Here is a 20,216-nt window from a genome sequence, read left to right on the forward strand (position 1 = left end):
CAAATCAATCAGCGACTCGTGACATCTCGGCGCCCGAATCGGAGTCATCGTCGAGATCGTCGTCGAGGGCACCGTCGATCTCGGCGAGCACCTCGGTGTCCTGCGAGCCGAGTTCGGCGACGTCGGCGTCTTCGGGCAGGTAGGGGGCGATATCGGGCAGGTCGTCGATCGCGTTCATGCCCATCGTGTCGAGGAACTGCGGGGTGGTGGCGTAGAGCAGCGCCGAGGTGGACGCCTCCTTGCCGGCTTCGACGATGAGTCCGCGCAGCAGCAGGGTGCGGATGACGCCGTCGACGCTGACTCCGCGAATGGCTGCGATTCGAGGCCGGGAGATCGGCTGCCGGTAGGCGATGACTGCCAGAGTCTCGAGCGCGGCTTGGGAGAGCTTCGCGCTCTGCCCAGCCGTGAGGAAGTCCTTGACCACGTCGTGGTAGTCGCCGCGGGAGAAGATGCGGAAGCCGCCGGCGACATGGCGGATCTCGAACCCGCGCTGCCGGTGGTGCTCGTCTCCGTCGTAGTCGGCCTTGAGCGTCTGGATTGCTTCGAGGACGGTGTCCTCGTCGAGGCCGAGGGAGCCCGCGAGGTCTTCGGCAGTGACGGCCGAATCGGTGATCATGAGCACGGCTTCGATACCAGCGAGGATCTCGTCATCGATCATTCTGTGCTCCCCCATCGTCGTCGTGGATCTGACCTGCGTCATCACCTGCATAGTCATCTGCGTCTTCGTCGCCCGCTTCGTCTTCGCCCGCACTATCTGCGGCGGCTTCGTCTCCGCTCCAGTCGCCTTCGGTGCGCAGATCGACTCCGTCTTCGTTCATCTCCGTGCGGTGGATGAGCAGCCGTCCCAGAGGTTCGGGCTGGTCGAAGTCGCACAGACCGACCTTGAACAGTTCGAGCAGGGCGAGGAACCTCGCCACGACGACCAAGGTGTTCTCGGCTGTTTCGAGCAGATCCTGGAAGTCGACGTCTCCAGCGCGCAACAGGGACAGGATGTGCCCGCGCTGTTCGGACACGCTCACGAGCGGCAGGTGGATATGGTCGACGGCCACGCTCGGCGGGGTGTGGTCGCGTTGGAGCACGGTGGCGAAGATCCCGGCGAGCTCACCGGGACCGATGTTCAGCTCCAGCGGCGGCAGCACGTCCTGGAACTCCGGTTCGAGGTCGACATCGCGTGGGGCCCGGATCGAGCCAGCGGCCATCGCTTCGGCCAGGTACCCGGATACGGATTTGTACGCCTTGTACTGCAGCAGCCGGGCGAAGAGGAGATCGCGAGCTTCGAGCAGTTCGAGGTCGAGGACCTCTTCACCGTCTTCGTGCGGCAGCAGCCGTGCGGTCTTGAGGTCGAGCAGGGTCGCTGCGACGAGGAGGAACTGGGAGATCTCGGCGAGGTTCGCCTGGTCCTTCAGTTCTGTGGTGTAGGCGATGAACTCATCGGTCACCTCGGCCAGTGCGATCTCTGTGACGTCGAGGCGTCGTTTCGAGATCAGTCCGAGCAGCAGGTCGAAGGGGCCGGTGAAGTTGTCCAAGCGCACCTGGAATCCCTGTGCGGCATCATTCTCGGAGGCCGTGTCATCGCCGGAAGCGGCCTCGGTCGGATCAGACGCCGCTTCCTCCACGTCAGCTGCGGGGTCGCTCAGGGTGCGCCTCCGCGGGCGATGAGCTCCCGGGCGAGTCGGCGGTAGGCTTCGGAGCCGGCGTGCTTCGGGGCGAAGCTCGTGATCGGTTCGGCGGCCACGGAGGCGTCGGGGAACTTCACGGTGCGGTTGATGACGGTCTCGAAGACCTTGTCGCCGAAGGCTTCGGTGACTCGCGACATGACTTCCTTCGAGTGCAGGGTCCGCGAGTCGAACATCGTGGCGAGGATTCCATCGACCTCGAGTGAGGGGTTGAGTCGGTCCTGGACCTTCTCGATCGTCTCGACGAGCAGGGCGACGCCGCGCAGGGCGAAGAACTCGGTCTCGAGCGGGATGACGACACCATGGGCGGCGGTCAGAGCATTGACGGTGAGCAGTCCCAGCGAGGGCTGGCAGTCGATGAGGATGACATCGTATTCGTCGGCGACTTTCGACAGGGCACGGGCGAGCACCTGCTCGCGGGCGACCTCGCCGACGAGCTGGACTTCGGCGGCGGAGAGGTCGATATTGGCCGGCAGGATGTCGATGTTGTCGAATTCCGTTTCGACGATGACCTCGTGCGGGTCCAGTCGCGGGTTCATCAGCAGGTTGTAGATGCTGATGTCGAGCTCATAGGGGTTGAGACCCAGGCCGACGGACAGTGCGCCCTGCGGGTCGAAGTCGACGAGCAGCATCTTGCGGCCGTAGGCGGCCAGAGCTGCACCGAGGTTGATCGACGAGGTCGTCTTGCCGACCCCGCCCTTCTGGTTGACCATCGCGATGATGCGGGCGGGTCCGTGCGAAGCCAGGGGTGCCGGCTCCGGGAAGTCCTGGGGCTCGTTTGCGGTCCGCTGCTGGGGGATCTCCAACGCCTCTTGCGTATTCATCTCTCGGATGGCCACCTTTCGTTGCTCTACGTCCAACCCTACCGCGCCCGGGGGTGCGAGGTCGCGTACACTTCCCGCAGTGTCTCCTCGGAGACTTTCGTATAGATCTGCGTCGTCGTCACCGAGGCATGGCCGAGCAGCTCTTGGACGACGCGGATGTCCGCACCGCCTTCGAGCAGATGCGTGGCGAACGAGTGGCGGAAGGTGTGCGGAGACACCTCCGCGTCGATCTTCGCCGTCTCTCCGGCATCCTTGACGATCTGCCACGCCGAGACCCGGGAGAGCCGGGTTCCGCGTGCGTTGAGGAACAGTGCCCCGGCCGGGGCCGAGGATCTCGCCTTCGCCGCCATCGACGGACGCACCCGTGACACCCACGCTCCCAGGGCGCGCGCGGCGTGGGATCCGAAGGGCACGATCCTCTCCTTCCCACCCTTTCCGTAGAGCCGGACGAGCGCTGAGTCGAGGTCAAGATCGTCGAGGTCGACACCCACGGCCTCGGAGATGCGCGCTCCCGTGGCGTAGAGGAGTTCGAGCAGGGCCGCGGCCCGGATCTGCACGGGTTCCTCACCGTCGGTGGTCGCGATCATTGCTTCGATCTCGTCGAGTGCCAAGGCTTTGGGCAGCCGCAGTCCTTCCTGCGGTGGGCTGACCTCGGAGGCCGGGTCCGTGGGCGCGAGGTTCTCCCCCAGGGCGAAAGTGTGGAATCGCCGCACCGCGACGAGTGCGCGTGCCCGACTCCGCGGTGCCAGTCCCGAATCGAGCAGGTGGAGCGCAAAGTTCTCCACCTTCTGTCGATCGACCTCGCCGAGGCGGCTCACCCCGTCGTCGGTCAGCCAGGTTCCGTACCGGGCGAGGTCACGAGCATAGGCATCGATGGAGTTCATCGACAGTCCGCGTTCGAACCGCAGGGAAGCGAGATAGGACTCGAAGGCGCGCCGCAGGTCTCCGGGCAGGTTCTCCGGCAGGAGTTCGGCGCCGTGCCGAGCCACAGGGTCTCAGTCCTCGCCCGGGCCGACCTGCGTGGACTGCGCGTCCCCGCCACCGGAGCCGGTCGTCTCCGCCGTTTCCGAATCGGCCGTCTCGACCTGAGCACCACGGCCGAATTCGGGGCGTCCGTCGACGAGTCGCCTCGGCGCATCGACGGGGCGGAACTCCACCGGCGTCCCCGCCGCTTCGGCGCGCAGCACCCGGTCGACCTGGAAGATCGCAAGCTGGGCGATCGCGTTGGTGATCCGTCCATCGGTCACGGCTTCGAGTGCTTCGTCGATGCCGACCCAAGCGTAGCGGAACCCTGCCTCTTCTTCGCCGCGTTCGTGACGGTCGGCTTCGGGAACAGAGGACAGCCCGCGTGCCAGGTAGAGACGCATCGTCTCGGAGCTGCCGCCCGGTGTCAGGCAGGAGTCGCTGAGGACGTCCCAATGGTCGGCCGTGAGGTCGGCTTCCTCGACCAGTTCCCTCTTCGCCGCATTGAGCGGGTCCTCTCCGGGGACGTCGAGCAGACCGGCCGGGACCTCCCACAGCCTGGCTCGGACGGGATGCCGGTACTGCTGGGCCAGCAGGATCCGCTGCTCGTCATCGACGACGGCCACGCCGACGGCACCGGTGTGCGCCATGAGATCGCGAACGAGCCCGGACGCCTCGGGCAGGTCGAAGGTCTCCCTGCGGATATCCCACACTGCGCCTTCGTAGACGACCTCGGAGTTGGTGATCGGTGGGATCACCGGATCGTCCTGCAGGATCTCATCGTGCTGAGTGCTCATCGGCTGCCTCCCGAAACTCGACGGTGGTGGAACGGCGAATGCCGCCGGCGCTCTGGCCGACGGCATTCGCTGTGACGATGGACAACGGTCACTGACGCTCGAGGGCGGCGGCGACCAGACCCGCGAACAGCGGATGCGGAGAGGTCGGACGCGACTTCAGCTCGGGGTGCGCCTGAGTGGAGACGTAGAACGGGTGTTTCTCGTGCGGCAGTTCGACGAATTCGACGAGCTCACCGTTCGGTGAGGTTCCGGAGAACTCGAGCCCCGCCTCGGCGAGCTGGTCCCTGTAGGTGTTGTTGACCTCGTAGCGGTGACGGTGACGCTCACTGATCGTCGTGTCCCCGTACACGCCGGCCACGACGCTGCCTTCGGTGAGCTTGGCTTCGTAGGTGCCCAGACGCATGGTGCCGCCCAGGTCGCCTTCGCCTTCGACGATCGAGAGCTGCTCGGCCATGGTCGCGATGACCGGAGCCGTGGTCTCGGGGTCGAATTCGGACGACGAGGCCGCCTCGATGCCGGCGACATTGCGCGCGTACTCGATGACCATGCACTGCAGACCCAGGCACAGGCCGAGGGTCGGAACGCCGTTGGTGCGGGTGTACTCGAGTGCGCCGAGCTTGCCCTCGATGCCGCGGATGCCGAAGCCGCCGGGCACGCAGATCGCGTCGAGGCCGGACAGTGCCGACTCGGCTCCGGCTTCGGTGGAGCAGTCATCGGACTGGATCCACTTGATCTTGACCTTCGCGTCGTTGGCGAAGCCGCCGTGGCGCAGCGCCTCGGTGACGGAGAGGTAGGCGTCGGGCAGGTCGATGTACTTGCCGACGATGCCGATGGTGACTTCCCGGGACGGGTTGTGCACGCGTTCGAGTACCCAGTCCCACTTCGTCCAGTCGACGTCGCGGAAGGGCAGGTTGAGGTTGCGGATGACGAACACGTCGAGGCCGCCGTCGTGGAGGACCTTCGGAATGTCGTAGATGCTCGGGGCGTCGACGCAGGACACTACAGCTTCGGTCTCGACGTCGCAGGCGCCGGCGATCTTCGCGCGGATCGAATCCGGCAGCTCGCGGTCGGAGCGGAGTACGATCGCATCCGGCTGGATGCCGATGGAGCGCAGGGTGGCCACCGAGTGCTGGGTCGGCTTCGTCTTCAGCTCTCCGGAGGGCCCGAGGTAGGGCACGAGGGAGACGTGGATGAAGAACACGTTGTCCCGGCCGATGTCATGACGGACCTGGCGGGCAGCCTCGAGGAAGGGCTGGGATTCGATATCGCCGACGGTGCCGCCGATCTCGGTGATGATGACGTCCGGACGGTCCGCCTCGGGGCGTTCGGCCTGGGCACGCATCCGCGCCTTGATCTCATCGGTGATGTGCGGGATGACCTGGACTGTGTCACCGAGGTACGCACCGCGGCGCTCCTTCGCGATGACCGAGGAGTAGATCTGTCCGGTGGTCACATTCGCTGCGCCGTCGAGATCGTTGTCGAGGAAGCGCTCGTAATGGCCGATGTCGAGGTCGGTCTCGGCACCATCCTCGGTGACGAAGACTTCACCATGCTGGAAGGGGTTCATCGTGCCGGGATCCACGTTGAGGTAGGGATCCAGCTTCTGCATGGCCACGGTGAGGCCGCGCTGCGTGAGCAGATGGCCGAGGCTCGATGCCGTCAGACCCTTGCCCAACGAGGAGGCGACGCCTCCCGTGACGAAGATGTGCTTTGCCGTATGTGTGCCGCCTGGGCCAGTTCGATTCACCACGGGATTTGATTCTATCAAAGTCCGGCTCACGAATCCGAGACGGCGTCGACCTCGGCGTACAGATCGAGCAGCGTCTCGGAGATCGCCGCACCGTTGCTCACGTCGATGACCCGCTTCTTGGCTGCCACAGCGGAGGTTCCGCGTCCGGCCGGGTCGTCGAGAAGATGATTGATCTCACGCAGCAGCGCCTCCGTGTCGTCGGCGGGAACGGCCTTCGCGGCTTCACCCCAGATGCCGGCGCGGCGTTCGCTGCCGATGAAGACCGCGGGCTTCGACAGCTGCATGAGGTCTTCGTGGGACAGTCCCGTCATCGTCTCGCTGGCGATGACGACATCGGCGGCGGCCGCGACATCGACGAGGTCTCCGGCCGGTGCCACGAGGACTCCGCGGTCGGAGAATTCGCGGGAGATCGTCGAGCGGTCCTTGCCGGTGCCGGTGAGGACGAAGACGACCTTGCGGTCGCGGCGGCGCTGGTTGATCTGGTCGGCGGCGTCGAGGACCGTCGCCAGGGCAGTGTGGTCACGCAGCGCGATGGGGCTTGCGACCATCCAGGTTCCTTGCGCGAGGCCGAGTTCGCGACGGACCTCGGCGCGCGGGGTGCGGACCGTGAGGTCGGCGTCGATGTCCGGGTGGACGAGTTCGGCGCGTTCGACGACCGGGACGCGGCCGCCGTAGTAGTCGACGACGGGTTCGGTCGTGCCGAGCACTGCGGTGGCCGTGCGGCCGACGATCTCGGCTCCGGTCTTCTCGATGACGTTGGCGGAGTCGAAGGATTCGATGGTGGCGACGACCTTCGGGTGCAGGCGGGCGGGCAGACCGGTGAAGGCCAGTCCGGCGAGCGTCGCCGCATGCAGTCCGTGCGCGTGGACGATGTCCACGTGCTGGTAGTACTTGTGAAGAGTGAAGGCGGAGCCGGGGTCAGCGGTCGTGAGTCGGCGACGGGCGGTGAGTTCGATCTCGCGGAATTCGCCGGCCAGTTCCTCAGGGACTCCGAAGGTACCCAGCAGTGACCGGTGCGCGGCGACGGCGACCTTGAAACCGGCCCGGAGGTGACCGAGCACGGCGAGCTTCGCCACTTCGACGACGGGACCGGTGGTATCGGCGAGCACGTGCAGAATCCTCGTGTCTGCGCTCAGTGGGTTGACCTCGCCGGATTCGCTCATTTCCTCATCCTCTTCTTTCGTTCGACGCTGCTTCTAGCCTACCTGGGCAGGCACGAGTTCCGTGTAAAGACCTGCGAGTTCTTCGGCAACTTCCCTCTCATCGGGAAGCTCCCCTCCGCGTGCCCGTGCCCTGGTTCCGAGCTCTGCGCGGCGGGCAGGATCGACGGCGAGTTCAGCCACGGCTGCGGCGAAGGCGGCATCGTCGTCATGGTCGATCAGTATCCCCGCGTCGCCGACGAGTTCGGCGCTGCCGCCGGTGGCGGTGGCCACGATCGCCTTGCCGGAGATGAGCGCCTCCTGGAGCACGAGCGCCCGGGCCTCCCACACGCTGGTGAGCGCGTAGATGTCCGCAGCGGCCGCGAGTTCGGCGATGTCATCACGGGGTCCGAGGAAATGCAGGGCCGGAATCGCCGAGGCGGCTGCGGCGTCGTCGTACTGAGCGCGGACGTCGGCGAGCACCTCCTCATCGGCGGCACCGGCGATGAGGGCGACGATCTCGCCCTGGTGGTTCTCCTCGCCGATGCGGCCGAGTGCGCGCACGAGCATCGGGTAGTTCTTCTGTTTGGCGACGCGACCGACGGCAAGGACGATCAGGGCTCCGGGATCGAAGTCGAACTCCTCTGCCAATCTCGCGCGGGTGGCGGCGGCCGCCTCGACGGATACGGGGGTCACCTCGGGGGCGGCGGCCGGGAGGAACCGGGCGGTCTGCGCTCCGAGTTCGCGGGCGCGGTCGACGAGGTCGGTGCTCGCGCCGAGGACGAGGTCGGCCCCGCGGGCGAGCATCGTCTCGACTCGGGTTTCGACCCGTCCACGCAGTCCCTGCCCGCTGGCCTGGTTGTGGAGGCTGAGGACGAACTTCGGCGGGGTCTTCAGCGTGCGCAGGGTCAGCAGAGTGATGAGCCCGGCCCGGAAACCGTGGGCGTGGACGATCTGCGGGGAGAAGCTGCGCAGCAGTGTGCGCTGCCGACGGATGAGGGCGGCGTCGGAGGCGCCGATTCCGGTGCCGAGTTCGAGGACGCCGAACCGGACTCCGGGCAGCAGCGAGAAGCCGAAGTGTTCGTCGGTGGCGGCCGGTCCGATGACGCCGATCTCATGTCCGGCGGCGGCGAGGTCACGGGCGAGTGCGTGCACGTGGGTGCCGACTCCCCCGGTCGAGGTGCCGATGGTGAAGACGATTCTCATGAGTCTTCCTCCCTGTCGGTGTCGCTGGTTCTGTCGGTGTCGCTGGGTCCGTGGTCTCTGTTCTGCGCTTCAGCGGCGTGCACGGTCGTTTCGTCGTTGACGCCGGCCCGGTTCCGGTCGGCGAGCAGGCCGCGGATTTCGCCGAGGAACCCGCGGTCGACGACGAGCACGATGAGTCCGAAGACGATGCAGCCGAGGAGGGCTGCGACTATTCCGGCGATGACTGCGGAGCTTGCGGAGTTGTCGAGGAGTCCCGCGAACCACTGCGAGGTGACGACTCCGGCGGTGCCTGCGACGATGGCGGCCCCGAGTGCGAGCAGCGACCGACGTCCTACGAGGGCGAGTCCGGTGGGGCCGAGGACGCGGCGCATGTTCACGAGCAGGAACACTCCGGCGACGGTCATGCCCAGCACATATCCGCTGCAGATGCAGATGAGGGTCAGTCCGGGATTGCCGTTCGAGCCGGTGACGAGGATGGCTCCGACCATGCCGACGATGACGAGGATCCACCCCGTCGTCGTGGCTGCCGCCGAATAGCGGGAGCGTTCCACCGCATAGAAGACGCGGGTGCCCCACGCCACGAAGGACCACCCGGGCACGGCCAAAGCCATGACCATGATCGCCGTGGCCATGGAGTCGAAGGGGGCAGCGGATTCGCTTTCGGCGTCGATGGCGATGAAGAAGGTCTGCAGGGGGCCTGCGGCCGAGGCCAGGATGACGGCGCCGAGTCCGCCGATGGCGATGATGAGCGCTGTCGTCGTCGAGGTCACCGACCGCATCCGCGCCCCGGCTTCCGCACGTCTGTGCTCGGTCGCCTCGGGGTCGGTGGATCGTCCCACCCAGGTCGACAAGGTCGGGAAGACCACCGTCGCCACGGTCACGGCGAGCACCGCGTAGGGCAGCAGGTAGACGGCGTTGATGTAGCTGAAGAGCACGAGCGTGCCGTCCCCACCGACATGGTTGGCCAGGCTCAGGGTCGCGAGCACGGCGGCCTGCTGGGCGAGCAGGGCTGACATTCCGGCTCCGGCCAGGCGCAGAGCACGGTGGGCGACTCCGGGTGGGAAGGAGAAGGTGGGACGCAGCTTCAGCCCGGTCGTGGCCATCGGCAGGGCGAGCGGCAGCGCCAGGGCCGCGACGCCGACGGTGGTGCCCCAGCCGAGCCAGCCGAGGTGGGTCTGCCAGGTATCGTCGCTGCCGCCGACGGAACTGTAGGCGATATAGCTGCCGATGACGATGAGGCTGGAGAGCAGCGGGGCGAACGCCGGCCACAGGAACTTCCGGTGGGCCTGCAGCACTCCGGTGAGCACGGCCCCGATTCCGTAGAGGACGAGCTGCGGGGAGAACATGAGCAGCAGCTCCACGGTCGCCTGCACTCCTGCGGCGCTCGTCTTCGTGTCGACGAGGATCCTCGCGATCTGCGGGGCGAACACGGCCAGCAGGATCGACAGGGGCAAGGTGACGCTGACCGCCCAGGTCAGCAGGCCGGAGGCGATGTGTCCGGCGGTCTCCCGGTCCGATCTGGCCAGCGGCACTGCAAGCAGCGGGATGACCGCCCCGGCCAGGGCGCCTCCGGCGACGACCTCGAAGAGGATGTTCGGGACCTGGTTGGCACTCTGGTAGGCGGTGCCGACGGTGCCGGCACCCACGTTTGCCGAGAACACCAGCCAGCGTAAGAAGCCGACCAGTCGGGTCAGCATGGTGATGATCGATACGAGCAGCGCCGTGGAGGCGAGGACTCGAACGAGCTTGTTCACTTATCCTCGCGGCCGAACGAGTCGATCTCCCGCAGTCCCGGAGTCGATTCGATGACGGAGGTGAAGGAGACCTTCTCGCTGGCCAGTGTGAGCCCGGCGAGCACAGCGAGGATGAGGCGTCGCTGTGCCGGTGTGGCGGTTTCGGCGAGGATCACGCCGATCGCCGCTCCCAGGGCATTGGCTCCGGTATCGCCGAGCATCGCATCACCGGCGAGGTCGTCGGGCCAGGCTGCGGCCGTAGCTCCCGCGATCGCTCCGGCTGGTGCCCAGGACACGCGGCGATGGTGGTCGGTGAAGGCCAGGGTCAGTGCTCCGGCCTTGAGCGCCCGGCCCGGCCGCAGGTCGAGGAGGTTGAACAGGTTCGCAGAGCCCGCGATCACTCCCCCGGTGACGATGACATCCGCGGTGGCCGCGTACCAGGGCCGGTCGCTTGTCGTGTGCGTGGAGCCGAAGAGCCCGGAGGCCCGCGTGCGGCTGCGCAGGATCGCGGCGGCCGCGATCGAGGCGAGCGGAATGCCGGTGACCTTGATGGCCCCGGTCGTGATCTCCCCGCGGACCAGGGCCGACAGATGACCGCGCAGTCCTTTGGAGGATCCGGATTCGCAGAAGTCGTCGACTGCGCCGAGGCTGCCCGCCGCGGCCGTGGCCAGCAGGGTCGCCGACCGCTGCCGAGGATCTTCGATGAGCAGGCTGCCGGCCAGCAGTCCCGCCGCGACGGCAGGGCCTTCGGCGAGTGAGACGTCGTGTCCGGCGTGGTTGGTGCGCACCACGGAATCGTGGGTGCGCAGCCGCGATCTGAGCACGGCTTTCGTCGCGGCGAAGCCGGCGAGTCCGGCGACGGCGGTGCTGACGATGGAGCGGATCATTTCTCGTCTCCCTTCGGGGTGTCGTCGGACGGCTTCTCTTCGATCTTGCCCGGCAGGATGCCTTCGGCGTCCTCGGCGAATCCGAAGTGTCCGTGTTTTCCGGCCTCTCCGGAGGCCAGTGCCCGCACGGTGATGACGGGACCGGCGCCGAGGCCGAGGCCGTCGACGGTGCTGGCGCGGGACTTCTCCGTCCGCAGCACGTTGACGAGTCCGTTCTGTGCCGATCCGGCGTCGCCGGCGACGACCACCGAATCGGCTTCGGCGGTGAGCGCGGTGATGAAGTCGGTGACGAGGGTGCGGGTGCCCTTGTCGTCGGTGGCCTTCGGGCTGGGTTCAGTGTCCTCGGCGAGTGTCGAGTTCTCATCGTCGATGACGATGAACAGCGAGGTGGTCTTGTGGTCCGTGTCGGTGCGCAGACGGTCGGCTTCGACGAAGACGTCGTAGAGCTTCGCCGCCTGCTTCTCCGCATCGGCCTGATCGTCTTCGTCTTCGAGCATCGAGGCGTCCCCGGTCAGGGCGATGACGAGTGCGGCGCGGATCGCGGTCGAGTCGTCCTTCGGCAGGTGCGGCACGACGGTGCGCAGCCTCTTGAGGAACTGAGTGGAATCCTCGAGGCTGAGCGTGTTCGGCACGAACGAGACGTCGCCGGCGATGGTGCCGTCGGCTTCCTTGACCCGGTTGCTGACCTCTTCGACCTGTTCGGAGTCCGCCTCGGGGGCGGCGATGATGCTCACTTCCTGCCCGTCGAGGGTGCCGTCGATGAGTTCCGGGGCCGCGGCGGTGACGAATTCGTTCTGCTTGTCGATATTGCCCTTTGCGGCGTCGAGGTCGGAGCGCAGGTTGTCGCGGTCCGAGCGCAGCGCATCGACCTGGCTCTGCAGGGACTCCCCAATCGGTTCCTTCAGCGGTCCCGCGCCGAGGACGATGCCGACGGCGAGGGCGAGGAACACCGAGACGAGGGAGACGAGATGGTAGCGGAAATCAATCACTGGTCAGTCCTTGGATGAGGCCGGCGGAGTCGGTGGGAGCTGCGGGGTCGCCGCCGAAGAGGGAGCCGATCCACCCGAAGAGGCCGTCGAGTTGGGCGCCGATGAGGCCGAGGAAGGTCTGTCCGGCCGAAGTCGCGGTCATCGCCACACCGAGGGCGACGAGTCCGGCGATGATGAGCACGGCCAGCTGCAGGCTGGAGATGCGCTGCCGGTAGAGCAGGGACACGCCCTTGGCGTCGATGAGCTTCGAGCCCACACGCAGTCGGGTGATGAAGGTCGAGGCCATGCCCTTGCGGCCCTTGTCGAGGAATTCCATGACGGTGTCGTGGGTGCCCACGGCGACGATGAGCTCGGCACCCTTGTCATCGGCGAGCAGCATGGCGATGTCCTCGCTCGTGCCCGAGGCCGCGAAGGCCACGCATTCGACTCCGAGGGCTTCGACCCGTTCGGTGCCGGGGGCGGTGCCGTCGCGGTAGGCGTGGACGACGATCTCGGCACCCGAGGTCAAGGCGGTGTCGGACACGGAGTCCATGTCCCCGACGATCATGTCCGGTCGGTAGCCGGCTTCGATGATGGCATCGGCTCCGCCGTCGACACCGATGAGCAGCGGCCGGTATTCGCGGATGTAGGAGGCCAGCATCGCCAGGTCCTCCTTGTAGTGGTATCCGCGGACGACGATGAGCACGTGCCGGTCGGTGAACTTCGTCTTCACCTCGGGCACGACGAGTTCGGCCGAGAGCAGGTCGGAATCCTTGCGGATGTATTCGATCGTATTGTCGATGAAGTCCACGAGCACGGAGTTCATTCCGGCTTCGGCGGCGTGCATGTCCTCGGAGATCGTCTCGGCCGTCTGCAGGACTCCTGTGGCCACTTCGGTTTCGCCCGCGTAGACGGTGGCGCCCTCGATGGAGATCTCGACGTTTTCGTCGACCGCGTCGAAGATGTCGGCTCCGGCGGCGTCGATGAGAGGGATGCCGGCGTCGACGATGATGCTCGGGCCGAGGTTCGGGTAGCGGCCGGAGATCGATTTGTCGGCGTTGATCACCGCGGCCGGCCGGCAGGCGACGAGGGCTTCGGCGGAGATGCGGTCGATATCGGAGTGCTTGATGATGGCGATGTCGCCTGCTTGGAGGCGTTTCGTCAGATTCTTCGTGCGTCGGTCCAGGCGGGCAGGGGCGGGGCCGAACCTGGTCGGTGCGGTGAGGTTCTCACGGTGTCTGCGCACTTTCATGGTCCGCCCATTCTCTCATCTGCTGCCAACGCCGGCCTCCTTGACCTGCCGAGCGTTGTCGAGCAGTTCGGCTGCGTGGGCCTTCGCCGAGGCGGAGTCGTCCATGCCTGCCAACATGCGGGAGAGTTCGACGACGCGTTCTTCGTCGGTCAGTTCCTGCACGCCGGAGCGCACGGTCTCGGCGTCATCGTCCTTGACGATGGTCACATGGGTGTCGGCCCAGGCGGCGACCTGCGGCAGGTGGGTGACGACGATGACTTGAGCATTGCGGGCGAGTTTGGCCAGCCGGCGGCCGATCTCCACGGCAGCTTTGCCGCCGACTCCGGCGTCGACTTCGTCGAAGACGTAGGTGGGGATGGATTCGCTGGCGGCTCTCACGACTTCGATGGCGAGCATGACGCGGGAGAGCTCACCGCCGCTGGCGATCTTCGCGATGTCGTCAGGGATCGAGGATTCGTGGGCGGCGAAGGTCAGCCGGACCTCGTCGGCCCCGTGGGTGGTGGGTTCGCGTTCGGAGATCTCGAAGGCGACCGCTGCCTTCGGCATCGACAGGGCGGTGAGCTCTTCGCTGACCGCTGCGGAGAATTCGTCCGCGGTGGCCTTGCGGATCTCGGTGAGCGCCGAGGCGGCCGCCTCCATGGTCTCGCGAGCTGAGTCGAGTTCGGCGTCGAGTCCGTCGAGGTCGCGGTCCTCGGCTTCGAGTTCGGCGAGTTCCGCGGCCGAGCGGGTTTCGAAGTCGAGGACTTCGGCGACGTCTTGGCCGTAGGGGGCCAAGGTGCCGAGTTCCGCGCGGCGTGCTTCGGTCTCTTCCAGCGAGGTTTCGCCGAGTTCGTCGAACCCGGAGAGGTAGGAGGACAGTTCCGCGGCGGAGTCGGAGAGGCGCAGCACGGCGTCGCCGAGGGCTTCGCGGATGGTGACGAGTTCCTTGTCGGAGCCTTCGACATCGGCGATCGTGCTGATGGCCTGGTGGACGAGGTCGACGGCGGCGCCGGCATCGTCGATCTCGGAACCGAGCAGAAGATCATGGGCGGCGCCGACGGCACGGGTGATCTCGGCGGCGGCACCGAGTTTCGCCGATTGCGCGGCCAGTGTCTCGTCTTCGCCGGGTTCGGGGCGGACCTTGTCGATGGTCTCCAGACAGCCGCGCAGCCACAGGATACGTTCGCGTCGGGCGGCGGTGGAGTCTTTGATGCGGCTGACGCGGGCTTCGGTCTCGCGCCAGTTCTCGAAGGCGGCACGGTAACGATCGGCCACCTCGGCGAGAGCAGTGCCACCGGCGGCGTCGAGGAGGTGGCGCTGTTGGGCGGCGCCTTTGAGACGCAGCTGTTCGGACTGGCCGTGGAGAGTGATGAGGTCCGAGGAGATGTCGGTGAGCACGGAGATCGGCACGGTGCGACCGCCGGCGGTGGCCCGGGCACGGCCCTTGAGCGCAACGGTGCGGGAGATGATCGCTTCGTCGTCGGCACTGCCGCCGGCCTCTTCGATGCGTTCGCGCACGGGTTCGGCCACATCGGTGAAGATGCCTTCGACCTCGGCTTTCTCCGCGCCTTTGCGCACGACTCCGGAGCCGACCTTGCGGCCCATGAGCAGGGACAGGGCGGAGACGAACATGGTCTTTCCCGCACCGGTCTCACCGGTGACGACGGTGAAGCCGGTGTCGAGTTCGACGGCGGCCTCGGCGATGACGCCGAGGTGGGAGATGCGCAGTTCGGAGATCATTCAGGCCTCCTTGATCGGTCCTCGCCAGCCGGAGACGGGCAGGCGGAACTTCGCGACGAGTCGGTCGGTGAAGGGTCCGGTGTGGAGGCGGGCGAGCCGGATCGGTGATTTCGAGCGGGTGGCTTCTACGCGGGCCCCGGACGGCAGTTCGAGGGCACGGCGGCCGTCGCACCACAGCACTGCGGAGAATTCGGGGTTCATCTGGGAGATCTCCACGCCGAGGCGGGAGGTCGGGTTGACGACAAGCGGTTTGGAGAACAGGGCGTGGGCGGAGATCGGGACGAGGATGAGTGCTTCGACCTCGGGCCAGACGATGGGTCCGCCGGCGGAGAACGAGTACGCGGTCGAGCCGGTGGGGGTGGCGAGGATGACGCCGTCGCAGCCGAAGGAGGACACGGGGCGGGCGTCGACGCCGAGGACGACGTCGATCATCCGCGATTTCGAGGTCTTCTCGATGGTCGCCTCGTTGAGGGCCCAGGCGTTGAAGATGTTCTCGCCTTCGTGCCACACGGACACGTCGAGGGCGAGCCGCTCCTCGACGGAATAGTCACGTTGGGAGGCGCGGTGGACCGCCTCGGCGAGGTCTTCCTTCTCGCTTTCGGCGAGGAAGCCGACATGGCCCAAGTTGATGCCCATGAGCGGGGCGCCGGAGCCGTGGAAGCGTTCGGCGGCTCGCAGGATCGTGCCATCGCCGCCGAGGACGATGACAAGTTCGCAGGCGTTCTTCCACTCACCGAGTTCGGAGGGGTCGATGATGGTGCAGTGGTTGAGGATGGGTTCGTCGTCGACGGCTTCGGCCTGGCGGGCGCGGATGCCGACGATCTCGTCGGAGAGGACGACGGGGGTGATTCCGTCGTCGATGAGGGCCTTGAACACGCTGACGGCGGCCACGGCCGATTCATCCCGTTGGGGGTGCAGCAGCACCATGATGTGTCTGGTCACGACTCTCCTCTCATCATTTCGTCCAGGTGGGCGGGGATGTCTGCTTGGTCGAGCCTATCGGACTGGTGATGTGTTCGGCCTGGGCGAACACGCAGGAAGTACTCTCGGTTCCCGCTGGGGCCCGGCAGCGGTGAGGGTGCGATGTCGGTGACGCGTCCGGCGTGTTCTCTCACGGAGTCGAGGACGGAGTCGATGGCGCGGCGGCGTTTCTCCCGGCTGGTGACGACTCCGTGTTTGTCCAGGGAGGCACGTGCCAGTTCGAATTGGGGTTTGACCATGAGGAGGAGCTCTCCGCCTGCGGCGGTGGCGGCCAGCAGCGGTCCGATGAGCAGGCGCAGGGAGATGAAGGAGACGTCGGCGACGACGAGGTCGACGGTGGGCACGTCGGAGTCGGTCAGTTCGCGGAGGTTGAGTCCTTCGCGGACGTGGACGCGCGGGTCGTCGCGGAGGATGGTCGCGAGTTGGTCGTGGCCGACGTCGACGGCCCAGACGTGTGCGACACCGTGATGGAGGAGGACTTGGGTGAAGCCTCCAGTGGAGGCGCCTGCATCGAGGGCCTTCAGATCCTTAAGTCGGTCGGTGAGGTCGAATGCCTCGAGTGCGCCGAGGAGTTTGTGGGCGCTGCGGGCGACCCAGGGGTCGGGTTCGGTGACGGTGACGTCGTCGGTGTCTCTCACGTCTTGGGAGGCTTTGGTCGCGGTGCGGCCGTTGATGCTGACGCGGCCGGAGGCGATTTCACGGGCGGCGCGGGAGCGGGAGTTCAGCAGCCCGCGGTCGACGAGTGCCCGGTCGAGTCTGCTCACAAGGAGCCCACCTGCGCGTCGAGGTCGCCCAGCAGGGAGTTGAGAAGTTCGTGCCGCTCGGCCGCTGGTGCTTCTTTGGCCTCGGCGAGGCTGGACCGCCAGGTCTCGATCGGAACGTCCCCGCTCACCGAGGCGGGTGTCGGGGCAGAAGCAGGGCCGGGTGTCGGGGTCGAGTTCGTGCCGGGAGTCGTTCCGGGTGTCGGGGTCTGGCTCATGAGTCCTCCCCGATCCGGCGGGGCAGGCGTCCTTCGGCCAGGACCGCCTCGGCGTCGGTCTTCCCCGCATCGATGGCTGCCCAGGCTCGGCGGAGTTCGGCTTCGATTCGGGCGGACCCGCCGCGGTCGGTGCCGGTGATGAGTGCTTCGAGTCCGCGCAGATTCGGCAGGATGAACGTCGGCCGGCGCTCCGGGCCGGCGCGCAGGGCGTCGTGGATGTCGTGGATTCCGGTGAGGACGAGGGCAGTGTCGATGCCGGCGGCACAGCCGCCTTCGATGTCGGTGTTGAGTCGGTCGCCGACCATGAGTGGCCGATGCGCGCCGAGGCGGCCGGCCGCGAAGTCCATCATGTGAGGTGCGGGTTTGCCGACGATGACCGGGGTGGCGTCGGTGAGTTGGGCGATGAGGTCGACGAAGGCACCGTTGCCGGGGACTTTCCCGGTTTCTGTGAGGAGGGAGAAGTCGGGGTTGCTCGCCCACCATTCGGCGCCCGAGCGGATGATTTCGCAAGTGCGGACGATCTTGGCGTAGTCGATCTCCGGGTCGAGACCCTGAGCCACGGCGACGGGTTCCGCGTCGAGTGAGTCGGTGATCTCGAGGCCCGCATCTTCGAGGGCGATGCGCAGGCCGGTCGTGCCGAGGAGATGAACGCGGGCACCGGGCCCGAAACGTTCGGCTAAGCGTTCGGCGAGCACCTGCGCCGAGGTGGTCACTTCGTCCGCGGAGGCGTCGACGCCCATTCCGGTGATCTTCTCGGCGGTGGCTGCGGCCGTGCGGGTGGCGTTGTTCGTGACGTAGTTGACCGGGATCGACTGGGAGCGGAGCCAGTTGATGCCGTCGACGGCGCCATCGACTGCGTGGGTGCCATGGTAGACGACCCCGTCGAGGTCGAACAGGACACAGTCGATGGGCGTGCCCGATGATTCGGGCAGGCGCCCATCTGCTGAGTTGTGCTGTTCGGCGGTCAGTGTCACTGCTCTCCGTCGGGCTCGGCTGCTGTTGCGTCGGGCTCGGAGCCTGCGTCGGCATCGGCTTCCGCGTCGGTTTCTGCATCGGCGAGGATCTCGTCGAGTTCGGCTTCGATCTCGTCGTCGGTGACCTTGACCGATTTCAGTTCCTTCGCCGAGACATGCGTCTTCGACTTCGGCGCTGCGGCTGGGCCGGCGGTGTCGTCCCCAGCTTCTGCTCCCTCCGCGGAAACGTCGACAGAGTCGGATTCAGCCTGCGGCTTCTCAGCTTCGGGCTCACTCGCCGAGCCTTCTTCGGCTTCGGCCGTCTCAGCGGATTCAGCGTCGGCAGGCTCAGAGTCGGTTGTCCCGTCATCGGCTGCCTCACCGGCGGCCGACTCTACGTCGGCTGCCTCTACGTCGGTGTCTTCGGGAGTCTCGGCTTCGGCAGCTTCGGGCTCGTCTTCGACTTCTTCGACAGTTTCGATTTCGACGCCGGCGTTGAGGTCGGGCTCTTCGTCGCCGAACAGTGTGCCGGTCGCCTTGGCGGTCCGGCGTGAGAGCTCTTCGTATTTGTCGGCGAGTTCGGTTTCGCCGTCGATGCGCAGCACCTCGGCGTAGGCGGCCATGAGACGGACCAGTCCACCGCCGGGCTTCTGGGTGAAGTCCTCGGCTTCGATGAGTCGGCGCGCACCGGCGATGTCGTCGAGGTCGGACTTGGCTCCGGCAGCGACGATGACGAGTTCGGTGCGGGTGTCGTTGTCGAGGTCGAGCTCTTCTGCGTTCTTCAGCAGCTCGATGGCCTTCTCGGGCTTGCCGCGGCCGCGTTCGGCGTCGGCGATCAGCGCGATGTTGTCATTCGAACCGGAGATGCGGCGGTGGGTGCGCAGTTCGCGGACGGCTTCGTCGTAGTTCTCCACGTAGTACGCGGCGATGCCGAGTGCTTCGCGGACGACGGCGACACGACCGGCGCGGGCCATGGCGGCCTTGGCGTGTTCGTGGGCGCGTTCCGGATCGAGGTCGAGCAGCCCGCCTGCGGCGACGAGATGCTTGGCGACCATTTCGGCGTTCTCTTTGTCGAGGGAACGCAGCTGTGACGAGATCTCTTTGTCGAGTTCACGACCGGTGACGCCTTCGGGAATCTCGGGTTCCTGAATGCGTGGACGGCGGGCACGCTGTTCGCGTGCGTAGTCGCCGGTGTCGGTCTTGCGGGAAGCACGGCGGTCGTTGTCGTTGCGACCGTAGCCGCCGCGTCCTCCGCGGTTGTCGTCCCGTCGGCTTCCGCGGTATCCGCCACGGCGATCGTCACCGTCGCGACGATCGCGGTTGAAGCCGCCCCGACGGTCGTCATCGTTGCGACGGTTCTGTCCATAGCCGCCTCGGCGATCGTCGTCGTTGCGACGGCTGCCTTGGTACCCACCGCGACGGTCGTCATCGCGGCGGTCTCGATTGAATCCGCCCCGACGATCGTCGTCACGACGGTCACGGTTGAACCCACCACGACGATCATCGTCGTTCCTGCGGTTCTGACCGTACCCTCGGCGATCATCGTCATTGCGACGGTTGCCCTGGTAGCCGCCCCGACGGTCGTCATCGTTGCGACGACTACCTTGGTAGCCTCCTCGGCGGTCATCACTGTCACGGCGATCTCGGTTGAATCCGCCCCGGCGATCATCGTCGTTGCGACGATTGCCCCGGTAGCCGCCTCGGCGGTCGGACTGGCGTGGCCCGCGGCCGTCCCGGTTGTCCGGTCGACGGTTGCGATTGTTGTCGCGATCTGAGCGGTGACCGCCATCTGCGCGGCGGTTGTCCTGGCTGTCTCGCGAATCCCCTTGGGCCACGATTCTCCCTATGAAGTCTTTTCGGTGTTCCGCTCTATTCTAGTCCACCCACCGCTTCGCCGCCGTGTGTGCGGGGACACGTCAACACCCCGATTCTCCCCGTCGCTATGCCCGTCGTTCTGTGAGCCGATGCCCAGGTCACCGCCCCAGCGCTCTGTTAGAATCAAAGCGAATCCAGTGCAACGGCCGACGGCAATCGAAGAGGTTCGGCGGCAGCGGATGTCCGCGCCGCCTCGACACCAGGGGACGAATGACACCTGACGTGGAAACTCATTGTGCGGATGACGGATGTCTCCGCGATTCCACGATCAGAATTTCCGGCCCCGTCGCCGGCCTGTCCCCCAGTGCGGCTAGTGCCTGCCTGTCCCCTATTGCAGCCGCCGTCCCCCGCCTCGTGATGACCAAGATCACTTGCCAGTGTGACCAGCATCATCGGATTGCGTATTCGGCCCCTGACTTCGCCTATTGTGATTGCCGGAAGCATGTGAATGAATGTCGCCGAAGCAGTTCGCTTCGCAGGCCGAACGGCAGATCCGCGGCCGTCCGGAAACTCC

General features: G+C 66.7%; 18 protein-coding genes. All 18 read right to left on the bottom strand.

Annotated features, from left to right (window positions below; all coding sequences use genetic code 11):
- Positions 1-4: 4 nt before the first annotated feature.
- Positions 5-658: an SMC-Scp complex subunit ScpB gene (gene scpB, locus D3I60_RS04530; RefSeq protein WP_262774942.1), complete on the bottom strand. Its 654-nt coding sequence runs from the start codon at positions 656-658 to the stop codon at positions 5-7.
- Positions 648-1,616, bottom strand: coding sequence for a segregation and condensation protein A (locus D3I60_RS04535; protein WP_262774943.1), 969 nt, complete (start codon positions 1,614-1,616; stop codon positions 648-650). Before D3I60_RS04535 ends, scpB begins: the two co-directional genes overlap by 11 nt.
- 17 nt (positions 1,617-1,633) lie before the next feature.
- Entirely contained in the window at positions 1,634-2,500 is an 867-nt protein-coding gene (locus tag D3I60_RS04540) for a ParA family protein (protein ID WP_101546302.1), read from the bottom strand.
- Between the two features lie 38 nt (positions 2,501-2,538).
- Entirely contained in the window at positions 2,539-3,489 is a 951-nt protein-coding gene (xerD, locus tag D3I60_RS04545; RefSeq protein WP_262774944.1) for a site-specific tyrosine recombinase XerD, read from the bottom strand.
- A gap of 6 nt (positions 3,490-3,495) precedes the next feature.
- Complete coding sequence (locus D3I60_RS04550; RefSeq protein ID WP_262774945.1) at positions 3,496-4,260, bottom strand: NUDIX domain-containing protein; 765 nt, start codon at positions 4,258-4,260, stop codon at positions 3,496-3,498.
- 88 nt (positions 4,261-4,348) lie between these two features.
- Positions 4,349-6,028 carry a CTP synthase gene (locus D3I60_RS04555; RefSeq protein ID WP_440588558.1) on the bottom strand — a complete coding sequence of 560 codons (1,680 nt, stop codon included), beginning with the start codon at positions 6,026-6,028 and terminating at the stop codon, positions 4,349-4,351.
- Between the two features lie 8 nt (positions 6,029-6,036).
- Positions 6,037-7,173, bottom strand: coding sequence for a glycosyltransferase (locus D3I60_RS04560; protein ID WP_139908282.1), 1,137 nt, complete (start codon positions 7,171-7,173; stop codon positions 6,037-6,039).
- 33 nt (positions 7,174-7,206) lie between these two features.
- A complete protein-coding gene (locus D3I60_RS04565) occupies positions 7,207-8,355 on the bottom strand; it encodes a glycosyltransferase family 4 protein (RefSeq protein ID WP_262774947.1) in 1,149 nt (382 codons plus the stop codon).
- Positions 8,352-10,109 (bottom strand): murein biosynthesis integral membrane protein MurJ, encoded by a 1,758-nt coding sequence (gene murJ, locus D3I60_RS04570; protein WP_262774948.1) that lies wholly within the window; start codon positions 10,107-10,109, stop codon positions 8,352-8,354. The genes D3I60_RS04565 and murJ overlap by 4 nt, the downstream gene beginning before the upstream one ends.
- Positions 10,106-10,975: a hypothetical protein gene (locus tag D3I60_RS04575; protein ID WP_262774949.1), complete on the bottom strand. Its 870-nt coding sequence runs from the start codon at positions 10,973-10,975 to the stop codon at positions 10,106-10,108. The genes murJ and D3I60_RS04575 overlap by 4 nt, the downstream gene beginning before the upstream one ends.
- On the bottom strand, positions 10,972-11,964 hold the full coding sequence (locus tag D3I60_RS04580) for a copper transporter (protein ID WP_262774950.1): 993 nt from the start codon (positions 11,962-11,964) through the stop codon (positions 10,972-10,974). Before D3I60_RS04580 ends, D3I60_RS04575 begins: the two co-directional genes overlap by 4 nt.
- The gene (gene steA, locus D3I60_RS04585; protein WP_262774952.1) at positions 11,957-13,195 is read right to left on the bottom strand and encodes a putative cytokinetic ring protein SteA; all 1,239 of its coding nucleotides are present in this window, start codon (positions 13,193-13,195) and stop codon (positions 11,957-11,959) included. The genes D3I60_RS04580 and steA overlap by 8 nt, the downstream gene beginning before the upstream one ends.
- 15 nt (positions 13,196-13,210) lie before the next feature.
- The gene (gene recN / locus D3I60_RS04590) at positions 13,211-14,914 is read right to left on the bottom strand and encodes a DNA repair protein RecN (protein WP_262774953.1); all 1,704 of its coding nucleotides are present in this window, start codon (positions 14,912-14,914) and stop codon (positions 13,211-13,213) included.
- Positions 14,915-15,856 (bottom strand): NAD kinase, encoded by a 942-nt coding sequence (locus D3I60_RS04595; RefSeq protein WP_262774954.1) that lies wholly within the window; start codon positions 15,854-15,856, stop codon positions 14,915-14,917.
- Positions 15,853-16,659, bottom strand: a complete 807-nt coding sequence (locus D3I60_RS04600; protein WP_262774955.1) for a TlyA family RNA methyltransferase — start codon at positions 16,657-16,659, stop codon at positions 15,853-15,855. The genes D3I60_RS04595 and D3I60_RS04600 overlap by 4 nt, the downstream gene beginning before the upstream one ends.
- On the bottom strand, positions 16,656-16,874 hold the full coding sequence (locus D3I60_RS04605) for a hypothetical protein (protein ID WP_262774956.1): 219 nt from the start codon (positions 16,872-16,874) through the stop codon (positions 16,656-16,658). The genes D3I60_RS04600 and D3I60_RS04605 overlap by 4 nt, the downstream gene beginning before the upstream one ends.
- Positions 16,871-17,848: an HAD-IIA family hydrolase gene (locus D3I60_RS04610; RefSeq protein WP_262774957.1), complete on the bottom strand. Its 978-nt coding sequence runs from the start codon at positions 17,846-17,848 to the stop codon at positions 16,871-16,873. Before D3I60_RS04610 ends, D3I60_RS04605 begins: the two co-directional genes overlap by 4 nt.
- Positions 17,845-19,662, bottom strand: a complete 1,818-nt coding sequence (locus D3I60_RS04615; protein ID WP_262774958.1) for a hypothetical protein — start codon at positions 19,660-19,662, stop codon at positions 17,845-17,847. The genes D3I60_RS04610 and D3I60_RS04615 overlap by 4 nt, the downstream gene beginning before the upstream one ends.
- Positions 19,663-20,216: the final 554 nt, after the last annotated feature.

The organism is Brevibacterium permense, from assembly GCF_025506275.1.
GTDB classification, from domain to species: domain Bacteria; phylum Actinomycetota; class Actinomycetes; order Actinomycetales; family Brevibacteriaceae; genus Brevibacterium; species Brevibacterium permense_A.

Bases quoted from the DNA above. Each gene is read 5' to 3' on its own strand.
- steA (WP_262774952.1), bottom strand. From the start codon at position 13,195: ATGAAAGTGCGCAGACACCGTGAGAACCTCACCGCACCGACCAGGTTC.
- recN (WP_262774953.1), bottom strand. From the start codon at position 14,914: ATGATCTCCGAACTGCGCATCTCCCACCTCGGCGTCATCGCCGAGGCC.
- D3I60_RS04550 (WP_262774945.1), bottom strand. From the start codon at position 4,260: ATGAGCACTCAGCACGATGAGATCCTGCAGGACGATCCGGTGATCCCA.
- D3I60_RS04540 (WP_101546302.1), bottom strand. From the start codon at position 2,500: ATGAATACGCAAGAGGCGTTGGAGATCCCCCAGCAGCGGACCGCAAAC.
- D3I60_RS04565 (WP_262774947.1), bottom strand. From the start codon at position 8,355: ATGAGAATCGTCTTCACCATCGGCACCTCGACCGGGGGAGTCGGCACC.
- scpB (WP_262774942.1), bottom strand. From the start codon at position 658: ATGATCGATGACGAGATCCTCGCTGGTATCGAAGCCGTGCTCATGATC.
- D3I60_RS04605 (WP_262774956.1), bottom strand. From the start codon at position 16,874: ATGAGCCAGACCCCGACACCCGGAACGACTCCCGGCACGAACTCGACC.
- D3I60_RS04575 (WP_262774949.1), bottom strand. From the start codon at position 10,975: ATGATCCGCTCCATCGTCAGCACCGCCGTCGCCGGACTCGCCGGCTTC.
- D3I60_RS04560 (WP_139908282.1), bottom strand. From the start codon at position 7,173: ATGAGCGAATCCGGCGAGGTCAACCCACTGAGCGCAGACACGAGGATT.